Source organism: Microbacterium sp. CH-015 (assembly GCF_049707015.1).
GTDB classification, from domain to species: Bacteria; Actinomycetota; Actinomycetes; order Actinomycetales; family Microbacteriaceae; genus Microbacterium; species Microbacterium aurum.
Window position 1 is genome coordinate 274,764 of sequence record NZ_JBNAFJ010000001.1, and the last position, 19,682, is coordinate 294,445.

Annotated in this window: 17 protein-coding genes and 1 pseudogene; 10 read left to right on the top strand and 8 right to left on the bottom strand. The window is 70.3% G+C overall.

Annotated features, from left to right (window positions below; all coding sequences use genetic code 11):
* Positions 1–6 precede the first annotated feature (6 nt).
* From ACPYN4_RS01250 to ACPYN4_RS01260, 3 genes are read left to right on the top strand one after another with little or no spacing between them, the layout of a single operon-like run.
* Positions 7–672 carry a response regulator transcription factor gene (locus ACPYN4_RS01250; protein WP_076691438.1) on the top strand — a complete coding sequence of 222 codons (666 nt, stop codon included), beginning with the start codon at positions 7–9 and terminating at the stop codon, positions 670–672.
* Positions 662–1,912 (top strand): sensor histidine kinase, encoded by a 1,251-nt coding sequence (locus ACPYN4_RS01255; protein WP_424445409.1) that lies wholly within the window; start codon positions 662–664, stop codon positions 1,910–1,912. Before ACPYN4_RS01250 ends, ACPYN4_RS01255 begins: the two co-directional genes overlap by 11 nt.
* Entirely contained in the window at positions 1,909–2,943 is a 1,035-nt protein-coding gene (locus ACPYN4_RS01260) for a hypothetical protein (protein ID WP_424445410.1), read from the top strand. The genes ACPYN4_RS01255 and ACPYN4_RS01260 overlap by 4 nt, the downstream gene beginning before the upstream one ends.
* 320 nt (positions 2,944–3,263) lie before the next feature.
* Here ACPYN4_RS01260 and ACPYN4_RS01265 read toward each other — a convergent pair whose 3' ends face one another.
* Positions 3,264–3,524, bottom strand: a complete 261-nt coding sequence (locus ACPYN4_RS01265) for an acyl-CoA carboxylase subunit epsilon (RefSeq protein ID WP_424445411.1) — start codon at positions 3,522–3,524, stop codon at positions 3,264–3,266.
* Positions 3,521–5,146, bottom strand: coding sequence for an acyl-CoA carboxylase subunit beta (locus ACPYN4_RS01270; RefSeq protein WP_424445412.1), 1,626 nt, complete (start codon positions 5,144–5,146; stop codon positions 3,521–3,523). Before ACPYN4_RS01270 ends, ACPYN4_RS01265 begins: the two co-directional genes overlap by 4 nt.
* A 122-nt stretch (positions 5,147–5,268) precedes the next feature.
* On the opposite strand from ACPYN4_RS01270, the gene ACPYN4_RS01275 reads away from it, so the two are divergent.
* From ACPYN4_RS01275 to ACPYN4_RS01305, 7 genes are all read left to right on the top strand, one after another.
* Complete coding sequence (locus ACPYN4_RS01275) at positions 5,269–6,057, top strand: biotin--[acetyl-CoA-carboxylase] ligase (RefSeq protein WP_239281501.1); 789 nt, start codon at positions 5,269–5,271, stop codon at positions 6,055–6,057.
* A gap of 82 nt (positions 6,058–6,139) precedes the next feature.
* A complete protein-coding gene (locus tag ACPYN4_RS01280; RefSeq protein WP_076691434.1) occupies positions 6,140–6,703 on the top strand; it encodes a PH domain-containing protein in 564 nt (187 codons plus the stop codon).
* A 197-nt stretch (positions 6,704–6,900) separates the two neighbouring features.
* Positions 6,901–8,016, top strand: a complete 1,116-nt coding sequence (locus ACPYN4_RS01285) for a 5-(carboxyamino)imidazole ribonucleotide synthase (RefSeq protein ID WP_424445738.1) — start codon at positions 6,901–6,903, stop codon at positions 8,014–8,016.
* Between the two features lie 163 nt (positions 8,017–8,179).
* Positions 8,180–8,647: a 5-(carboxyamino)imidazole ribonucleotide mutase gene (purE, locus tag ACPYN4_RS01290; RefSeq protein WP_424445739.1), complete on the top strand. Its 468-nt coding sequence runs from the start codon at positions 8,180–8,182 to the stop codon at positions 8,645–8,647.
* Positions 8,644–10,116: an LCP family protein gene (locus tag ACPYN4_RS01295; RefSeq protein ID WP_424445413.1), complete on the top strand. Its 1,473-nt coding sequence runs from the start codon at positions 8,644–8,646 to the stop codon at positions 10,114–10,116. The genes purE and ACPYN4_RS01295 overlap by 4 nt, the downstream gene beginning before the upstream one ends.
* Before the next feature lie 3 nt (positions 10,117–10,119).
* Positions 10,120–11,274 (top strand): glycosyltransferase, encoded by a 1,155-nt coding sequence (locus ACPYN4_RS01300; RefSeq protein WP_424445414.1) that lies wholly within the window; start codon positions 10,120–10,122, stop codon positions 11,272–11,274.
* A 180-nt stretch (positions 11,275–11,454) separates the two neighbouring features.
* Complete coding sequence (locus ACPYN4_RS01305) at positions 11,455–13,452, top strand: S-layer homology domain-containing protein (RefSeq protein ID WP_424445415.1); 1,998 nt, start codon at positions 11,455–11,457, stop codon at positions 13,450–13,452.
* Between the two features lie 3 nt (positions 13,453–13,455).
* On the opposite strand, the gene ACPYN4_RS01310 is transcribed toward ACPYN4_RS01305, so the two are convergent.
* From ACPYN4_RS01310 to ACPYN4_RS01335, 6 genes and pseudogenes are all read right to left on the bottom strand, one after another.
* Positions 13,456–13,650, bottom strand: coding sequence for an S-layer homology domain-containing protein (locus ACPYN4_RS01310; RefSeq protein WP_424445740.1), 195 nt, complete (start codon positions 13,648–13,650; stop codon positions 13,456–13,458).
* A gap of 372 nt (positions 13,651–14,022) precedes the next feature.
* Positions 14,023–14,757 (bottom strand): annotated as a pseudogene (locus tag ACPYN4_RS01315) (ABC transporter ATP-binding protein); the annotation flags it as partial.
* Positions 14,741–15,601 (bottom strand): ABC transporter permease, encoded by an 861-nt coding sequence (locus tag ACPYN4_RS01320; protein ID WP_424445416.1) that lies wholly within the window; start codon positions 15,599–15,601, stop codon positions 14,741–14,743. The gene ACPYN4_RS01320 and the pseudogene ACPYN4_RS01315, both read right to left, overlap by 17 nt.
* 11 nt (positions 15,602–15,612) lie before the next feature.
* Entirely contained in the window at positions 15,613–16,524 is a 912-nt protein-coding gene (locus ACPYN4_RS01325; RefSeq protein ID WP_424445417.1) for a glycosyltransferase, read from the bottom strand.
* 54 nt (positions 16,525–16,578) lie between these two features.
* Positions 16,579–17,475 carry a glycosyltransferase family 2 protein gene (locus ACPYN4_RS01330; RefSeq protein WP_424445418.1) on the bottom strand — a complete coding sequence of 299 codons (897 nt, stop codon included), beginning with the start codon at positions 17,473–17,475 and terminating at the stop codon, positions 16,579–16,581.
* A 124-nt stretch (positions 17,476–17,599) separates the two neighbouring features.
* Positions 17,600–19,558 (bottom strand): DUF6541 family protein, encoded by a 1,959-nt coding sequence (locus ACPYN4_RS01335; RefSeq protein ID WP_424445419.1) that lies wholly within the window; start codon positions 19,556–19,558, stop codon positions 17,600–17,602.
* Between the last annotated feature and the right edge of the window lie 124 nt (positions 19,559–19,682).

Here is a 19,682-nt window from a genome sequence, read left to right on the forward strand (position 1 = left end):
GACCCCATGACGCGGGTGGCCCTGATCGACGACCACGAGTCGGTGCGGCTCGGCCTCCAGGCCGCCTGCGCCCGAGCCGGGACGACGCGCGTCGTGTTCTCGGGGAGCACGGTCCGCGCCTACCTCCGCTGGCACGCCGAGAACGGCGGCGCGCCGGCCGACGTGATCGTGCTCGATCTGACGCTCGGCGACGGCACCACCGTGACCGAGAACGTGCAGCGGCTCGTCGCCGACGGATCGCCGGTCTTGATCCACAGCGTCGCCGACCGGCCCACCGCTGTCCGTGAGGCGCTCGCCGCGGGCGCGGCCGGCGTCATCAGCAAGGCGTCCCGCATCGACGACGTGCTCGCGGCGATCCGCACGATCGCGGCGGGAGAGGCGCTCGACAACATCGAGTGGGCCAGCGCCGTCGAGGGTGACCGCGCGTTCGCCGACGCGCAGCTGTCCAAGCGCGAACGCGACGTGCTGCGCCTGTACGCGGCGGGCCTGCCGCTGAAGGCGGTCGCCGAGCGCCTGGGCATCGCGTACTCCACGGCGAAGGAGAACATCACGCGCGTGCGGGTGAAGTACGTCGACGTGGGCCGGCCGGCGCGCACCAAGATCGACCTGCTGCACCGCGCCATGGAAGACGGACTCGTCACGGGCGGCGCCGGCGGCGACGGTGACCGCTGAACCCCTGCCGATCGCCGTCGATCCGGCGGTGCGCCGGCCCCTCGGCGACATCGCCGCCGGTGCGGAGCGCTTCACGCAGGCGCGCGTCGAGCGGATCATCGGCGTCGTCGTCGCCCTCGGCTTCGCCGTGCTGGGTGTCCAGGCGTTCCTGAACGCGCTCGGCTCCACCCAGGAGAGCCCGCCGTGGCACCTCGCGCTCATGATCGGGGTGTTCCCCCCGCTCGCGCTCGCGATCCTCGCCTGCGCGACCGGAATCGGCGTGCGGGTGTGCACGGGGCTGCTCGCGGTCGTGCTGCCGCTCGCCCTGATCGCGTGGCCGATCGCAACCGCCGGGCGCGGGGCGGATGCCGGGGCGAACGCGGCCGAGCAGCCCTGGATCTGGTACCTGCTCAACATCGCGACGGTCGCCGCCGTCATAGCGTTCCGCATGCCGCTGCAGATCGCGTGGGCGGTGCTCGTGCCGGTGCTGTACGCCGTCGCGCGCCTCCTGCAGCTGGACGCCGACGCCGCCGCGACGGCCGCCGTGATCCTCGACGCGGTGTTCGCGATGATCCTCGCCGGCGTCGTGATCGCGCTGGGATGGATGCTGCGCACCGTCGCGCTCGGCATCGATCGCGCGCGCCGCGACGCCGTCGATTCGTACGCGGCGGCGGCCGCCGCCGACGCCGTCGAGACCGAGCGCATCGCGGTCGCCGCCCTCATGCACGACAGCGTGCTGGCCGCGCTGATCGCCGCCGAGCGCGCAGAGACGCCGCGTGAGGAGGCCCTCGCCGCCGCGATGGCGCGGGAGGCGCTCACCCGGCTCGCGAACGCCGACCACGACTCCGGCGAGGGCCCGGATGACCCGGTCGCGCCCGCCGGTGTCGCGGCGGGGATCCAGGCGGCGGCGCGGGAGCTCGGTGCCGCGCTCACGGTGCGTGCCGAGGTGGCGTCGGATGCCGGGGTGCTGCCCGGCCGGGTCGCGCGCGCGCTCGTGCTCGCGGCGACCCAGGCGATCGCCAACGCGGTGCAGCACGCGGGCGCCGCGGGACTTCAGGTCACGGTGCAGGCGCGCGCCGCCGGCATCCGGGTGCGCATCGCCGATGCCGGGGGCGGTTTCGATCCCGCCGCGATCCCGGAGGACCGCCTCGGGATCCGCGGCTCGATCGTTGCCCGCACCGCCGCCGTCGGCGGACGGGCGCGGGTGCAGACGACGGCATCGGGCACCGTCGTCACACTGGAGTGGGAGCGGCGCGCGTGAGTGTCGGCATCCGCGCCGCACTGTCGGTGCTCGCCGTCGCCTTCACCGGCTATCTGGCCGTCGGGGCGCTGCTGTGGACGACCCCGCCCGCCAATCCGATGGTGCAGCTGGTGGCGGTGGCGTGCTACCTCGTGACGACGTGGCTGTGCATCTTCTGGAAAGCGCAGCGGACCGCCGGCGCCGACCCGATCACCGGGGAGCTCGGCCGTGGCGCGCTGCTGCCGGCGTGGGCGGCGGTGCTGGCGCTCGCGACGGCGGTGCTCGTCCCCAACGCGAGCTGGGTGGCCGCGGGGCCCGAGGCGCGGTCGCTGGACTTCGCGACGTGGAGCCTCGGGGCGATCGGGGCGCTCATGGCGATCGTCATGGTGCGGGGCCGTCCCTGGGTGGCGTGGACGGGGGTCGTGATCCTCGCGGTGGCGGCGACGGCCTGGATCGGCCCGGCGGCGGCATTGGCGCTGGGCGTTGTCGGGGCGGTGCTGTGGGTGGCGATCGCGCAGCTGCTGACGTGGCTGGTCGACCGGGCGGCGTCGGACACCGCCGCGCTCACCGAGCTGCAGCGGGCGGCGTCGGAGTGGCTCGCGACGCAGGAGGGCACGCGGCGCGAGCGCCGCACCCAGGTGCAGCGGGCGCTGGCGCTGGCCGGGCCCGTCCTCACGCGCACGATCGAGCAGCAGGGCCGGCTGGATGCCGCGGACAAGCAGCGGGCGCGGATCGCCGAGGAGGCGCTGCGCGACGAGCTGCGGGGTGCGGCGCTGCTCGACGACGCGGTGCGGCACGCGCTGGGGGCGGCGCGCGATCGCGGCGCCGTGGTGTCGGTGCTCGACGAGGGCGGGCTCGAGGGTCTGTCCATCGAGGAGCGCGCCCGGATCAGGGCGGAGCTCGCGCGGGTGCTGACCGGGGCGGCATCGGAGCGGCTCTACGTGCGGGCGTCGCGGCATGACGAGATCGCGGTCACAGTCGTCGGGCGGTCGGCATCCGACGACGGAGACGACCGCGTCGACCTCTGGCACGAGATCGCCCGGCAGGCGTGAGCCGCGGAGGCGTGCGCGCGTGTGCGTGCGCGCTCGGCGAGGCTCGTGCATCGAGGAGGTCGTGCGTGGAGGAGAGGGAGGCGAGGGGCGGCGAAGCCGCCCGCCCCTCGCCGCGCGAGCGGTTACCCGAAAACCGGCTCGCGAGGGCTGAACACGCTGAGATCGGCGCAGTCAGCCGAACGCAGAAGCGTTCCAGCGGTTCCAGTTTGACGGCTGGTGCGCGCGCTGTCTGTAGGTATTTTGGGGGACAAGCCCGTCGCGACCCGCGCAGGCCTTGCGATGGCCAGCGCGCGCCCCGAGCGCGCGCGCCGGGCACGGGCTCAGCCGGCGAAACGGCCCCAGGCGATGTCGCGCCGCAGCGGGGCGCGCAGCGCGCGCGCCGAGACCTGCCACGCGGACGGGCGGGCCTCCTCTTCGGCGACGGCGGCGGACGCCTCGCGTTCGTACGCTTCGGTGACGACGGCGATGACGGCGGCGAGCTCCTCGGGAGTCGGGTCCCCTCGCAGCACGTCGAGACGCACGGCATCCGGTGCCGGGGTCGACGTCGGGGCCCCTGCGGGGCGCTGCTCTGCCGGGCTCACAGCGGGATGTTCCCGTGCTTCTTCGCGGGCAGGCTCGCCCGCTTTCCGCGGAGTGCGCGCAGGGCCTTGGCCACCGAGACGCGCGTCTGCGCCGGCTCGATGATGCCGTCGAGTTCGCCGCGCTCGGCCGCGAGGAAGGGCGACGCGACGTTGTAGGTGTACTCGCTCGCGAGACGCGCGCGGACGGCCGCGACGTCCTCGCCGGCCTCCTCGGCGCGCTTGATCTCGCCGCGGTAGAGGATGTTGACGGCGCCCTGCCCGCCCATGACCGCGATCTCGGCGGTGGGCCAGGCGAGGTTGACGTCAGCGCCGAGCTGCTTGGAGCCCATGACGATGTACGCCCCGCCGTACGCCTTGCGGAGGATCACGGTGACGAGGGGCACGGTCGCCTCGGCATACGCGTACAGCAGCTTCGCGCCGCGGCGGATGACGCCCGTCCACTCCTGATCGGTGCCGGGAAGGTATCCGGGCACGTCGACGAGGGTGAGGATCGGGATGGAGAACGCGTCGCAGAACCGCACGAACCGGCTCGCCTTCTCGCCCGCCTCGATGTTGAGCGTGCCGGCCATCTGCGACGGCTGGTTGGCGATGACGCCGACGGTGCGCCCCTCGACGCGGCCCAGGCCGATGACGATGTTCGGCGCGAACAGCGGCTGCACCTCGAGGAAGTCGCCGTCGTCGACGATGTGCGAGATCACCTGGTGGATGTCGTACGGCTGATTCGGAGAGTCGGGGATGACGGAGTTGAGCACGCGATCGGCGTCCGTCGTCTCCCACTCGAACCCGTTCTCGTAGACCGGGATCTCGGCCATGTTGTTGTCGGGGAGGTACCCGACCATGGTGCGGACGTAGTCGATCGCGTCGTCCTCGTCCTCGGCGAGGTAGTGCGCGACGCCGGAGCGGGTGTTGTGCGTGTAGGCGCCGCCGAGCTCCTCCATGCCGACGTCCTCACCGGTGACGGTCTTGATGACGTCGGGGCCGGTGACGAACATCTGGCTCGTCTTGTCCACCATGACGACGAAGTCGGTGAGGGCGGGGGAGTACACCGCACCGCCGGCGGCCGGACCCATGATGATCGAGATCTGGGGGATGACGCCGGATGCCGCGGTGTTCAGGCGGAAGATCTCGCCGTACTTGCCGAGGGCCACGACGCCCTCCTGAATGCGGGCGCCGCCCGAGTCGAGGATGCCGATGATCGGCATGCCGCCGCGCAGGGCGAACTCCATGACTTTGATGATCTTGTCGCCGGCGACCTCGCCGAGCGATCCGCCGAAGGTCGTGAAGTCCTGCGCGTAGACGGCGACGGTGCGGCCGTGGATCGTGCCGACGCCGGTGACGACCGAGTCGCCGTACGGACGGGAGCGGTCCATGCCGAAGGCGCTCGTGCGGTGGCGCACGTACTCGTCGAGCTCGACGAACGAGCCCGGGTCCACGAGCAGTTCGATCCGCTCGCGCGCGGTCATCTTGCCCTTGGCGTGCTGCTTCTCGCGGGCGACGACCTCGGCGTCGACGACGGCCTCCTGGTAGCGCGCGCGGAGGTCGGCGATCTTGCCGGCGGTCGTGGACAGGTCCGGCTGGTCGGACGAGGCGGACGGCGCGGGCTGGTCGGGCTGCTGTGGCACGCATTCCACCCTAGCGAGCGTGCCGTGCGAGCGGTTGGGGACCTGCGACAACGGGAACGGCGATCCGCTGTGGGGTATGCCACTCGATCGCGCGGTCTGCACGCCCGGCGTAGGGTGGCGGCATGCCGATTCCGTCTGAGGGATTCCCGCTGTCCGCCGCCGTCTCGCCCCGCGTGCACGTGATCGAGACGGTGGACTCGACGAACGCGAAACTGCTCCGGGATGCCGCGGACGACCCCGACGGGCACCCGCACCTGTCCGTGGTGGTCACGCGCGACCAGCGCGCCGGCCGGGGGCGGCTCGATCGCGCCTGGACGACCCCGCCCGGGTCGGCGCTCGCCGTCTCGGTGCTGCTGCGGGTGGGCGCCGTCGCCACGAGCGACCGCGGGTGGATCCCGCTCCTCGCGGGAGTGGCGATGGCGGATGCCGTCGCCGCACAGCTCCCGTCGATGCGGGCGGGTCGCGATGTGCAGCTCAAGTGGCCGAACGATGTGCTCGTACAGGGCCTGAAGATCAGCGGCATCCTCGCCGAGGTGCTGCCGACCGACCCGCACACGGTCGTGTTGGGCGCGGGCGTCAATACGACCATGGCGAAGGTGGATCTCCCGGTGCCGACCGCGACGTCATTCGCCGCGCTCGGGGCGACCGCGGACGAAGACCGGCTGCTCGCCGATTTCCTCACCGGTCTGCGCGACGGCATCGCGCGCCTGGCCGTCGACGGCTCGGCGGCGGTCGCCGACGACGTGGCCGCGCACTGCGCGACGCTCGGCGCAAAGGTCACGGTGTCGCTGCCGGACGGCACGACGTTGCACGGCACGGCGGCGCGCCTCGACGCCGACGGGCGGCTCGTCGTCTCGGCCGACGGGGTCGAAGCCGTCGTGTCCGCCGGTGACGTGGTGCACGTGCGCTGACCTGCGGGCGCGTTGCCGGCGCGGGCACGCCGCGCCCGGCGGGATCCGGCGGTCGTGACCCATCTGCCGCCACAATGGTGGGGTGACCCAGCCGATGGCGTACCCGGGCCGCCCCGCGGCCCCTGCTCCGGGCGCCGCGACGCCCGAGTTGCGCATCGCGCGCGTGCGGCCGCACGCGCGCCGACTGTTCTGGTCGGCTCTCGTGCTCGTAGCCGCCGCCGCGGCGGTCGGGTACTTCACCGACAACCTGCCCGAGCCTTTCGAGGACTGGATGCTGTGGGCTGTGGCCGGTGCCGTCGTGCTGCTGCTGGTGGTGCTGCCGTACCTGCGATGGCTCGGTCACACCTACACCGTCACGACGCGACGGGTGATCGCGCAGGCGGGCCTGTTCGGCCGGAACCGGCGCGAGCTGCTGCACGCCCGCGGGTACACGATCTCCGAGCGTCGCGGGCCGCTGCAGCGGATGTGGGGAGCGGGCACGCTCACCCTGTCCAACGGTGTGGACGAGCCGCTGCGGATGGCGAACATCCCGGCCGTCCGGCTCGTGCACGAAGTGCTCAGCGACCAGGTCGAGGTGAGCCAGATCCTCGCCCACCGCGATTCGCACAGCATCCCGGTCATCGGCGATCCGCCGCCGCTTCCCTGATCCGCGCCGCGGGCACCGGCATCCGCCTCGCTCGGCCCGGCGACGGCCGGTTGCGACGCTCAGGCGACGAAAGAACAACTGCCCGCCGAGGGAACGGGTGTTACCCGTTCCCTCGGCGCGCAGTTGTTCTTTCGCGGGGGATGGCGCGGTATCCCGCCTGTCGACCTGGGAGGATGGGTGTGACGAAAGGGAGCACGATGGCGCTGACACTCGGGATCGTCGGGGGCGGGCAGCTGGCCCGCATGATGATCGCTCCGGCGGTGGAGCTCGGCGTCGATGTGCGCGTGCTCGCCGAGGAGCCCGGCATGGCCGCGGCGCTGGCGGCGACCGCGACCGGCGATTACCGCGACCTCGAGACGGTGCGCGCGTTCGCGCGGGGCGTCGACGTGCTGACCTTCGACCACGAGCACGTGCCGCAGGAGGTGCTGCGCGCCCTCGTCGCGGACGGGGTCCGGGTTCATCCCGGTCCGGATGCGCTGCAGTTCGCGCAGGACAAGCTGCTCATGCGGGCGCGGCTGGCCGGGCTCGGCATGCCGCAGCCGGAGTGGGCGAGGGTGACGGATGCCGCGGGCCTGCAGTCCTTCCTCGACGAGCACGGCGGGCGGGCTGTCGTGAAGACGCCGCGCGGGGGGTACGACGGCAAGGGCGTGCGCGTCGTCGCAGACCCCGAGGAGGTCGCCGACTGGTTCGACGGCGGCGAACTGCTCGCCGAGGAGCTGGTGGATTTCACGCGCGAGCTCGCGCAGCAGGTGGCGCGGCGGCCGTCGGGTCAGCTCGTCGCCTATCCGGTCGTCGAGACGGTGCAGCGCGATGGGGTGTGCGCCGAGGTCATCGCGCCCGCACCGCACGGGTCGACGCGGCTGACGGAGGTGGCGGCATCCATCGGCTCCGCCATCGCGGAAGGACTGGGCGTGACCGGGATGCTGGCGGTGGAGCTGTTCCAGACCACCGATGACCGGCTGCTGGTGAACGAGCTGGCGATGCGTCCGCACAACAGCGGGCACTGGGGGCAGGACGGGGCCGTGACGGGACAGTTCGAGCAGCATGTGCGCGCCGTGCTCGACCTGCCGCTCGGCGATCCTGCGCCACGGCAGCCGTGGTCGGTGATGGTGAACATCCTGGGCGGTCCTGCGGACGGCACGCTCGAGAGCCGGTTCCCTGCCGTTCTCGAGGCTCATCCGGCGGTCAAGGTGCACACGTACGGCAAGGCGCCGCGGCCGGGCCGCAAGGTCGGGCACGTCAACGCCGTCGGCGACGATCTCGACGCCGTCGTCTACGAGGCCCGCGCCGCCGCCGCCTTCTTCGCCGACTGACCCCTTCCCGGCCGTTGAGCGAGGGAGCGCCAGCGACCGAGACGAAACGGGGTGACCCGCCCCGCGCCGCGCGCCGCTCCGGCGATCTTCCAGCCTGCCGCCCTAACCTTGTCGGGTGACACGGCCCCTGCATTCCTCGGCATCCCCCCTCGTCGGCGTCGTCATGGGATCGGATTCCGACTGGCGCGTCATGAGTGACGCGTCGCAGGTGCTCAGCGAGTTCACGCTCGCGCATGAGGTCGAGGTCGTCTCGGCGCACCGCACCCCCGACAAGCTGCTGCGCTACGGGCGCGAGGCGCGTGAGCGGGGGCTGAAGGTCATCATCGCCGGAGCCGGAGGCGCCGCGCATCTGCCGGGCATGCTGGCGTCGGTGACGGCCTTGCCAGTGATCGGCGTTCCGGTGCAGCTCGCGACGCTCGACGGGCTCGATTCGCTGCTGAGCATCGTCCAGATGCCCGCCGGCATCCCGGTGGCGACCGTCTCGATCAACGGCGCGAAGAACGCGGGACTGCTGGCGGCGCGCATTCTCGGCGCCGCCGACGACCGCCTCGCCGACCGTGTCGAGCAGTACGCCCGGGCGCTCGAGGAGCAGGTCGAGGAGAAGAACCGCCGGCTGAAGGACTCGCTGTGAGCGTGTCGGCTCCGCCTCGTCCGCCGGCACCGCCGCGGGGCACGTCGGCCGGAGTGATCCTGGGCGAGCAGCCCATCCGCCGCCCCGACACGCGGTCGCCGCAGGTCATGACGCGGCGGGCGTGGTGGCTCGTGGCGATGAACTTCCTCGTGCCCGGTTCCGCCCAGGTGCTGGCCGGCAACCGGCGGCTCGGCCGGGTCGGGCTCGCCGCGACCCTCGTGATGTGGGTGCTGGTCGTGCTGACGCTCGTCGCGGCGCTGGTGTGGCCGACGCTGATCGTCGACCTGGGCGTCAACGGGTTCGTCCTGCTCGTGGTGCAGCTCGTGCTGCTGGCGTACGCCGTGCTGTGGGTCGTGCTGACCGTCGACACGCTGCGGCTCGTGCGGCTGGTGAAGACACGGCCGGGGGCGCGTCCGCTCGTCGCGGTGACGGCGATCCTGGGGCTCGTCCTCGGGTCGGGCGGCGCTGTCTACGCCGCGCAGCAGCTTCTCGCGCCCGCGCGGGAGGCCCTGGCATCCATCTTCACGAACAACGCGCCGCCGGTGCCGCCGTCCAACGGGTACTACAACATCCTGCTGCTGGGGGCCGACAGTGGCCTTGGGCGCGATTCGATGCGGTTCGACAGCATCTCCGTGGTGTCGGTGAATGCCGATACCGGGGCGGTGCACATCACCGGCATCCCGCGCGATCTCGCGCACGTGCCGTTCTCGGCGGGGCCGATGCAGGATCTGTATCCCGACGGGCTCGAGGGGCACATCTCGCAGACGTGTGGCTGGGGTCCCGGGATCAATCAGCTGATGAACGCGGTGGAGGTCTGTCGCGAGGATCGTGGCGCGGGTCTGTATCCGGATGCCGCGGCGAACAGTTCCACGCCGGCGATCGAGGCGACGAAGGATGCCGCGGAAGGAATCCTCGGGATCGAGATTCCGTACTATGCCTTCGTCGACATGAAGGGGTTCGCGGACATCGTCGACGCGCTCGGCGGGGTGGACATCACGGTGCAGGAGCGGCTGCCGAAGGGTGGGGGACCGGCGTACGACGGGCAGAGCGCCGAGGACTGGGCGATCGGCTGGATCGAGGCCGGGCCGCAGCACATGGACGGCGACACGGCGCAGTGGTACGCACGGTCGCGGTACACGACGAGCGACGCCGACCGGATGCGGCGGCAGCGCGAACTTCAGCAGGCGATCCTCGCGCAGGCGAACCCGGCGAACGTGTTGACGCGCTTCCAGGAGGTCGCGGCGGCGGGGGAGGACCTCGTGCAGACGGACATTCCGTCGTCGCTGCTGGGCTTCTTCGTGAACTTGGCCGTGAAGGCGAAGGACCAGCCCGTGCAGACGCTGGAGCTGACGCTCGACGGCGCGGGGATCGACACCGACAAGCCGACGCCGGAGGCGTATGCGCACGTGCGGGAGCTCATCCAGCAGGCGCTGTATCCGCCGTCGCCGACGCCCACGCCGGAGGGCTGAGCCGTGTCGGCGGTGTTGCGGGTCGTGCTGGATCAGGTGGTGTCCCCGACGGATGCCGACCTGGCGATGGCGTCACGGGAGCTTGCGCGGGCGCTCGTGGCGTCGACGCCGAGCGGATGCGAGGTCGCGGCGATCGTGCCGTCGGGCGCGGATGTCGCCGGGACGGTGGAGGGCGCGGTGCCGGGGCTGGCGTCGCTGGCGCGGATGCCGCTCGCGCGCCGCGAGCTGGCGGTGGCGTGGCAGCTCGGGGTCGCACCCGGCGTCGGCGGGGGCATGATCCATTCGCCGACGCTCCTCGCGCCCCTCGTCAAGCACGACCGGGTGCACGAGCACGACCAGACCGTGGTCACTCTCTGGGATCTGGATGCCTGGGAGCGGCCTTCCGAGCTGCCGCGCACCGTCGTCTCCCGGAACCGGGCGATGCTCAAGCGCGCCGCCAAGCACGCGGATGCCGTCGTCGTTCCGACCCACGCGGCGGCCGAGCGGCTCAGCGAGCTCGGACCTTTCGGCGACCGAGTGCGGGTCGTCGCGGGGGCGGCGCCGGCGGGTTTCGCCGTGCCCACCGACGAGATCGGCAGGCGTCGTGCCCTCGACCTGCCCGACGGCTGCCTCGTCGTCGCCGGGTCGTCAGGGCCCTCGTCCCGGCTGCGTGCCGTCTTCGCCGCCGTTGCCCGCGCGGGCGCGGATCTTCCTGTCGTCGTGCTCGACGTGCCTGAGGGCGACGAGATCGCTGTCGCCGACCTCGCCGCGGCGGGCGGTCTCGGCGAGGGGCGTGTGCTCGTGCGCGGTGCGCTGACGGATGCCGACCGGGCGGCCGTGCTCGGGGGAGCGGTCGCGCTTCTGGCCCCGTCGTCCCGCACCGCGTTCCCGTGGCGGGTCGTGGAGGCCCTCGCGATCGGGGTGCCGGTCGTGGCAGTCGCGTCGCCGACGCATCGCGAGATCGTGCTCGATGGAGGGCTGCTCGTCGACGATCCGCAGGCGCAGGGTGCCGTGGGCGACGAGGATTCTCTCGCCGATGCGCTCTCCGACGGGCTCGCCCGTGTTCTCGGCTCCACGGCCGCCGTCGAACGCTTCGCCGTGCTCGCCGGCGATCGAGGTCGCGCCTTCTCGTGGCTCGGTGCGGCCGAGCGGGTATGGCAGCTGCATGCCGACCTGTGAGAGCCCGTGGGTGTGCCGAAATCGGCGTGTCCCCGTCCTTTCGATCGGTGGGCAGTGGTAACGGGAGGCTACTTCAGTCACAATGGTCACGTGCATACCCGACGCCGATCCCCCCGTCGCGCGCTCCGGCAAGACCGTAGATCTGTCCTGACCGTCGCCGCGGCGACGCTCGCGCTGGTCGTGTCTCTGCTCGCCGCCGCCCCCGCATCCGCCGCCGACATCCCCGTCTCGGCGGTGCAGCCGAGCGCCGCGGCGCCTGTCGACAGCGCCATCGTGAGGGCGGCGGCCGTCGTCGGGTTCAACCCCGAGAACATCATCGCCGACGCCCTGTTCTACGACGGCGGCGCCATGACCGCCGCCGAGATCCAGTCGTTCCTCAACGCGAAGATCGGCGCGTGCCGCAACGGCAAGTGTCTCAACGTGCTGACCGCCGGCATCTCCTCGCGCGCCGCGGTCTACTCGCAGTCGACGGGCAATCTCATCTGCTCCGCGATCGAGGGCGGCACGATGCCGGTGTCCGAGCTCATCTACCGCGTCCAGGTGGCGTGCGGCATCTCCGCCAAGGTCATCCTTGTGACCCTCCAGAAGGAACAGGGCCTCACGACGAGCAAGGAGCCGTCCGACTGGAATCTCAAGGCCGCGATGGGTGCGTCCTGCCCCGATACCGCCCCCTGCGACCCGGCGTTCGCAGGTGTGGGTCCGCAGATCCTCAAGGGCACGCAGCAGCTGAAGACGTACAAGGCCGCGCGATTCGCGAAGCAGCCCGGCATCAACTACATCGGCTTCAGCCCCAACTCGGCCTGCGGGGGGACCAACCTCAACGTCGCCAACTATGCGACCGCCGCGCTCTACAGCTACACGCCCTACCAGCCCAACGCGGCCGCGCTCGCCGCAGGCTACGGCCTCGGCGACGGATGCTCGAGCTACGGCAACCGGAACTTCTACAACTACTACACGGCGTGGTTCGGATCGACCCAGTTCCTGCAGACCGACACCGCCTTCGTCGACGTGTCCACACAGCCGACGTCTCCGGCGTACAGTGTGTTCGCTCCCGAGATCGTGTGGCTGGCGTCGGCGGGCATCACGAGCGGATGGACCGTCGCCCCCGGCATCCAGGAGTTCCGCCCCGCGACAGCGGTGACGCGAGACGTCATGGCGGCGTTCCTCTATCGGCTCGCGGGCAAACCGGCGTACACCGCCCCGACGACTTCTCCCTTCAGCGACGTCTCGGTCAGTGACACCTTCTACCGCGAGATCGCGTGGCTGGACGAGTCGAGCGGGCGCGCCGAAGAGCGCACCGCCGGGCCCTCGACCTACGATCCGCTCGGAGCTGTCACGCGGAGCGCGATGGCGGACCTCCTGTACCGGTTCGCCGGCGAACCGGCCTTCCAGGCGCCCAGCCAGTCACCGTTCCGAGACGTTGCCGTCAGCGACCCTTCATACACGCAGATCGCGTGGCTCGCCGCCATCGGGATCAGTCGCGGCTGGACGGTGAGCAACGGGGTGGAGTTCCGCCCCGACGCGCCCGTGACGCGCGACGTCATGGCCGCCTTTCTGCAGCGTGCCCAGGCCTACCTCAATCCGTTCGTCGATGTGTCATCGATGCAGACAGCACCTGCGTACAGCGTCTTCGCTCCGGACGTCGCGTGGCTCGCCGCGACAGGGATCACCCAGGGCTGGACTCTGCACAACGGCCTGCGGGAGTACCGTCCCGGTGCGACGGTGACCCGCGACGTGATGGCGGCCTTCCTCTACCGCCTGGCGGGCGCGCCGACGTATGAGGCGCCGTCCGTCTCCCCGTTCACCGACGTCACCGTCACGAGTCCGTTCTACAAGGAGATCGCCTGGCTCGCGTCGCGTGGCATCAGCGACGGCTGGCCGACCTCGACCTCGTCACGAGAGTTTCGACCGGATGCCCCCGTCACCCGGGACGTCGCGGCGGCGTTCCTGTACCGGCTGATGGGATCACCGGCGTACACGCCGCCGACGACTTCGCCCTTCGTCGACGTTCCGGTCGCTCGATCCTTCTACAAGGAGATCTCGTGGCTGGCGTCGATCGGCGTCAGCGAGGGCTGGCCCGTCTCGGATTCGCAGAGCGAGTTCCGTCCGGCGGCCCCGGTTGCGAGGGACGTGACGGCAGCGTTCTTCAACCGTCTGCAGCGTCAGACGGCCGGGTGACCCTCACGACCGCGACGCGGCCATCCCGTCTCTGAACCTTGACAGCATGATCACGAGCGCCTCGCGGGTCAGGTCGAGGTCGGGGCGGAAGGTGGGGGCGTCGAGCGGGTCATCCCACCCTCGCGCGATGCCGGCGTAGAAGAGCCAGCGAATCGCCGCTGCGCTCGGAGACGATGCGTCCACGTCGGAGAACGGCATCGTGTCGACGGTCGTCGGCGAATCGGCGAGCGCATGCAGTATGCGAGCGAACTCCGCGCGTGTCACCGGACGGTGGGGCGTCTCGCCGACAGCGATGTTCACCCTCGGCTGCTCGGTGAGCCACTGCACGGCGACGGCGTCGGCCGCATCGGCGTCTTCGGTCGCCGGCGCCGCTTCGCCCCGCGCTCGGGGAAGCCAGGTCCGCAGGGCGACCGCGAGCTCCGCGAGCGTCACCGCGTCGTCGGGGCGGAACTCGCTGACGCCCTCTCCGACCGAGAACGACGCGATTGCGTGAGACTCGACCGCCTCGAGGATCTCGTAGAAGTGCGGATGTCCGCGTTCGATGTCGGTGAACGGCGACCTGCTCAGCGAACGAAGGGTCCGCACCGCGTCGGCGGTCGGTCCGTCGTATGCGACCTTGCCGTCTTGAAGGACGATGCCGCGGCTGCACAGCCGCGACACCATCGCGAGGTCGTGCGACACGACGACGAGCGTCTTGCCCTGCGCGTGGAGCTCACGGATGCGTGCGAGGCACTTCCGCTGGAACGGCTCGTCGCCGACGGCGAGGATCTCGTCGATCAGAAGGACATCCACTTCGGTGTGGATGGCGACCGCGAAGGCTAACCGGAGGAACATCCCCGACGAGTAGTGCTTCACTTCGGTGTCGATGAACTGCTCGATCTCGCTGAAGGCGACGATCTCATCGAAGCGCGCCTCTGTCTCTGCGCGTGTCATTCCGAGAATCGCGGCGTTGAGATACACGTTCTCGCGCCCCGACAGGTCGGGGTGAAAGCCCGCGCCCACCTCGATGAGTCCGGCGACCCGACCTCGTGTCAGCACCTTGCCGCTGTCCGGAGTCAGGACGCCTGAGATCAGCTTCAGCATGGTCGACTTGCCCGAGCCGTTGAATCCGAGCAGGGCGACCGACTCGCCCTCGCCGATCTCGATGTCCACACCGTCGACCGCGCGGAAGTCCGTCGTCAGGGGCTTGCGTCGAACGGCGGCGATGAAGGTCTCCTTCATCGAGTGCGTGTGCCGGAGGCGGAACGTCTTGTGGACGTCGTCCACGACGATGCGCGGGAGGGCGCGTTCAGAGGTCCTGGGCAAAGCGTCCCTCCAGACGGTGGAAGGCGACCTGGCCGATGACCAGGAGGGCGACGGACGTGCACAGTGCGATCGCCGAGAACTCCCACATGCCCGGGATCGGCGGCGAATTCCGGGGGCCCAGCGGCAGCCACAGCCCGTTGTGGAAGAGTTCGACCGCCATCGTGATCGGATTCAGCCGATAGAGGGTGAAGAACCAGTCGGGGGCGTTGGCTGCGACCATCTCCCATCGGTACATCACGGGCGAGGCCCATACGGCGCACATGGTGATGATCTCCACAAAGCTCTGCGCGTCGCGGAAGGTCACATTGATCGCGCCGAAGAGCAGACCGAGCCCCGTGGCGAGAATCGCCACGATGGCGAGCCCGAGAAGGATGCCCGCTATCTGGACGAACGACGGAGCCCATCCCCAGAAGAGCGCGATCGCGACGACGACGATGATCTGCGGCACGATGTTCACGAGGGCGACGAGCACGCTGGAGATCGGGAACATCTCGCGAGGCAGGTAGATTTTCTTGATCAGCGCGGCGTTGTCGACGAGCGAGCGGGTGCCGTTCGAGAACGCCTCGTTGAAGAACGTCACGACCGTGATGCCGGCGAGGATGTAGATCGCGTAGAAGTCGATGCTCTTGTTCAGCGCGAGGAAGACGCCGAGCGCGATGTAGAAGACCAGGAACTGGACGAGCGGCTTCACGTACGACCACAGCCACCCGAACAGCGACCCGCGGTAGCGAATCTGGATCTCTTTGCGGATGATCAGCGAGAGAAGGTGACGGCGTTCGATCACATCACGCAGACCCCGGCCCCGCCCCGGTTCGATCAGGAGATCGTCGTTCGTGTTCCGCACGGTCGACTCCGCTACCGGCCGATGGCGGCGGGCACCACGCGCTCCGCGGTGGGGTTGAACGTGATGGCGGCGAGAAGGCGACCGGTGATGCGGCGGCGCAGGCGCCACGGCACGCGTCCCCGGTGCATCAGGATCTCGACACGGGCAAAGAAGCGCAGATAGGACAGCAGGGACTCGTGGTGGAGATGATACGAAGCCTCGTTGCGCGCGCCGTAGGAGAACTTCCAGATGTTGCCGTCGCTGACCTGGGTGAAGTCGCCTGCGACGTTGTCGGGGGTGTCGTGGATCACTTTGCTGTCCAGGATGCACACGCCCGGTCCGATGCCTTGGCCCGCCATCCGGGCATAGGCGGCGTCATCGAACCAGATGAAGTACTCCTGCAGAGGCAGTCCGATCCGCTCGACCGTCTCGCGCGTGTACAGGGCGGACACGAACGAGCAGGTCTGCACGAGGAACGCACGCTGCCCCTGCACCCACAGCCGCGCCCACTTCCAGTCGGGCGCGGCGATGTTCATCTCGGCAAGCTCATGGTGACCGAAGTAGACGAGGGAGCAGGCGAACGGAACCCCGCCCGGCATGGCCTCCATCGCGGCCGCATGGCCGGATACGAGGTGCTCGAGCGCGTCGGGCTCCGGATAGCAGTCGTCGTCCATCAGCCAGAACAGATCGGCGCCGAGCTCGTAGGCACGCTTCATCCCCGCGGCGAAGCCGCCCGCCCCGCCCGTGTTCTCCGACATGCGGGTGACGTCGAGCAGCGGGTCATCCAGCGTGCGGAGGTACTCCTCCGTCGCGTCCGAGGATGCGTTGTCGATCAGCACGATCCACTCGGGAGGCGTCGTCTGCGCATGCAGCTTCTCGAGGACCGTCTTCAGCTTCTCGAGCCGGTTGTAGGTGACGACGACCGCCGCGACGCGCTGAGACACGTGGACCTCTCTCAAAGTGATGATGGGGGGATGCCCCGGGGACGGGCAGCTGAGTCAGCGACGGCGCCGGAACCGCAGCTTGTCGAGCAGTCGTGATCGCGCGCGCCGGATGGTCTGCTGCAGGGAGTAGAAGCGCACCGTCTCTTCGATGTACTTCGACAAGTAGAGGAGCCCGCCGACGCCGTTGCGCTCGATGTACTCGTGGATGGCCTTGTCGCGCACCAGGCGGTCGAACTGGAAATGCTCGGCTCCGCCGCCGAAGACGCTGTTCGACGCGGCACCGCTCGCATGCGGACGCTGGTGCCAGAAGGCCAGGGGATCCTCGCCGACGAAGAGCACCCGCCCGTGGCGTACGAGGCGAAGATTGAACTCCCAGTCGCCGACGGCCTTGAGTGCCGGGTCGTACCAGCCGATCTCGTCGTACACCCGGCGGCGTACGAGAAGCGCGATCGGGACCACCCGGTTCGCCTGCAGCAGGTCGTACATCGTCACGAGCTCGCCCGGGGGCACGAAAGGGGCACGCCCGATCTCGATCTGCCGATCGCCCTCGATCCGCTCGAAGACGATCTCGGTCCGCGCGGCCGCGGCCACTGCGTCCTCGTCGGCGTCGAGCGCGGCGACCATGACGGCCAGGAAGTCGGGTGCCCAGGTGTCGTCGTCGTCATGAATGATGACGTAGTCCCCGGTGGCACGCTGCGCGCCCAGGTTCGCTGCGGCCTCCATCGAGCCCGTTCCGCCGTCGACGTGGATGACGTCGAGACGGCCATCGAACGCCGTCTTCCGATCGGCGATGGCGGCATCCACGAGGTCTTTCGCACCGCCGTCGTTGACGACGATGACGGTCCATGCGCGGAGGGTCTGGCCGAGGATGTCGTCGAGCGCGCGCTTCAGAAGCTGCGGCCGGTCCTTCGTTCGGATGACGATGCTTACTCGTTCGCGATTCTCGGACACTCGGCAAACCTCAAGACGACATGACGGCACCGACCGTCGGCGCGCACGAGGTGAAAGTCTACCCGACGTCCCTCGCGGCACCTGTGAGACACCGGGGTGAACGCGGAAGCGCGTCGAAGCGGATTCAGCGTCCGCAGGCCGTGACCTCATAGAGCCGTGCGTCGCCCTCGCTGTCGACGAGGCGGACCGCGCCGGAATCCTGGAGGTCGTCGAATCCCGGGAAGTCGTGGTCGGCGCCGTGCACCTCGCGGGAACCGAAATCGAGCACGAATCGCACGTCGAGCTGCTCCATCGCGGCGCAGACGGCCGAGCCCGGAGCGGCGTCCGCGAGGCCGTCGTTGATCTCAGCGATCTCCTCCGAGATCACCATCAGGATGTGAGGCATGAGCACGCGCCGATCGGCGAGTGCGTACGCGACCGACGTCCCCGTCCAGGGGCTCCCGGCGATCGTGGCATCCTCGGGAACGTGCTGGTCCAGCCGCGAGAGCAGCGCGGCCTCGTCGGTGCTCAGCAGCGGTGAGTCATCCGTGAGTGCGTACGACCACGATGCCACGCGCTGTGCCTCAGACATGGCCGAGAGCGGGCCGATCTGCAAGGCGATCACCCCGATGACGGCGAGCGCCGCTGCTCCTCGCCGGAGAGCGGCCGGCGACCAGCCCCTCGACCGCACGGCAGCGGCGCAGACGGCTCCGGCGCTGGCGAAGCCGTACGCCGCGATCGGGACGAACGTCACGCTGAGAATCGCCGCGAGTCGCGGGATGTTGTTGTACCAGGGCGCGGTGAACACGTCGCGCAGCGGGAACGGTGCGGATGCCGAGATGACGAACAGGATGGCGGCGACGATGTACACGCCGAGCATCGCGACGGCTGCAGGCGTGCGCGCGCGAAGGATCGCCGCAACACCCAGGAGCACGCCGATGGCGACGACGAGTGCCGCGTGCGAGTACCACGGTGACGCAGTCATGAGCTTCACCAGTGCCGCATTGACGCTCATCTCCGGACCCCACGTTCGCGCCTCGCCCGGAGGTCGCAGGACGTAGACCATCGCGGCTGCGATGACGAGGTAGAGGAGGGTGAAGCCGGCGATTCTCATGCGCGCCCCGCGAGCCGTCTCCGCTCGCCACCGCTGCACGACGAACACGACGGCGATCGCGCCCGACAGTGCGAGCCACGCCACGAGTGCGCCCGGGTGAACGATCGTGATCGCGGCGAGCGTCGCCGCCAGCGCGACACAGGACCAGGCTGTGCCGAGCGGATCGCCGACCGACGCGACCCGAAGCAGCCAGGCCGTGATGGCGAGCGCGATCGGCACGAGTGCGAGTCCCAGCTGGAACGGGTAGAGGACGCCGAAGTCCATCATCGCGAGTGGAAAGCCCGGCACCGAAGACGCGATCAGCCCGGTCGTGATCGCCAGGACGGGCGAGCGGCCGAACAGCGTGCGGCTGAGCAGCAGGATCCCGAGCGGCCAGATGATCGCCGACACGATGAGGACCACCGCGTTGACGGCGACGGGAATCGAGGCCCCGGAGAGCTGTACGACCAGTGATGCGAAAGCGTGCCACCCGGTCGGATAGAAGCTCGGGGGGCCGGCCGGATTGGTCAGGTAGCCGATCTGCAGGGCCGAGGCAGAGCCGTTGTCGAGAATCCACCGAATGGCGTTGAGGTGGAAGACGTTGTCGAAGGTCTGGGAGATCCGGTCCGGCGCCTGGATGACCGCGAGCGTGCGGACGATGATCAGGAGCGCCGCCACGGCAAAGCCCGTCAGCAGCCACAGGTCTGCGCGGCGTGGAGGCATCGCGGACGGTCGGAAGCGACGGGTCGCACGCCGCAGTGCGAACAGCACCAGCGCCGTGACGATGCCGACACCCAGGACTCCCCAGCCCGACCAGGGGACCCGCAACCACGGGAGCACGACGGAGGCGGCGCCGACGACCGCCAGAGCGAACGCCGGGGCGACCGCGACGGAGGCGAAACCGCGCAGGCCCAGCAGACGCGTCAGCGGAAGACCGATGACGAACAGAATCAGCGCCGCGACGGTCGCCGGCCAGACCAGGGGAAGCCAGAGCATAGTGGAGTCGTTCACCGTTCCATCAGGAGTGCCGAGACGCGTCGGCGATGGGGTGCGAGCGTGAAGGGAGTTCGCTGTTCATCTGCCTCTGCTGCCTGGCTGGGTGTTCGACGATCCTAGCGGGGCAGGCAGGCAGGCC

Coding starts and splice junctions, on each gene's coding strand:
- ACPYN4_RS01250 (WP_076691438.1), top strand. CDS start 7: ATGACGCGGGTGGCCCTGATCGACGACCACGAGTCGGTGCGGCTCGGC.
- ACPYN4_RS01275 (WP_239281501.1), top strand. CDS start 5,269: ATGCCGATTCCGTCTGAGGGATTCCCGCTGTCCGCCGCCGTCTCGCCC.
- ACPYN4_RS01285 (WP_424445738.1), top strand. CDS start 6,901: ATGGCGCTGACACTCGGGATCGTCGGGGGCGGGCAGCTGGCCCGCATG.
- purE (WP_424445739.1), top strand. CDS start 8,180: ATGGGATCGGATTCCGACTGGCGCGTCATGAGTGACGCGTCGCAGGTG.
- ACPYN4_RS01310 (WP_424445740.1), bottom strand. CDS start 13,650: ATGCCGTTCTCCGACGTGGACGCATCGTCTCCGAGCGCAGCGGCGATT.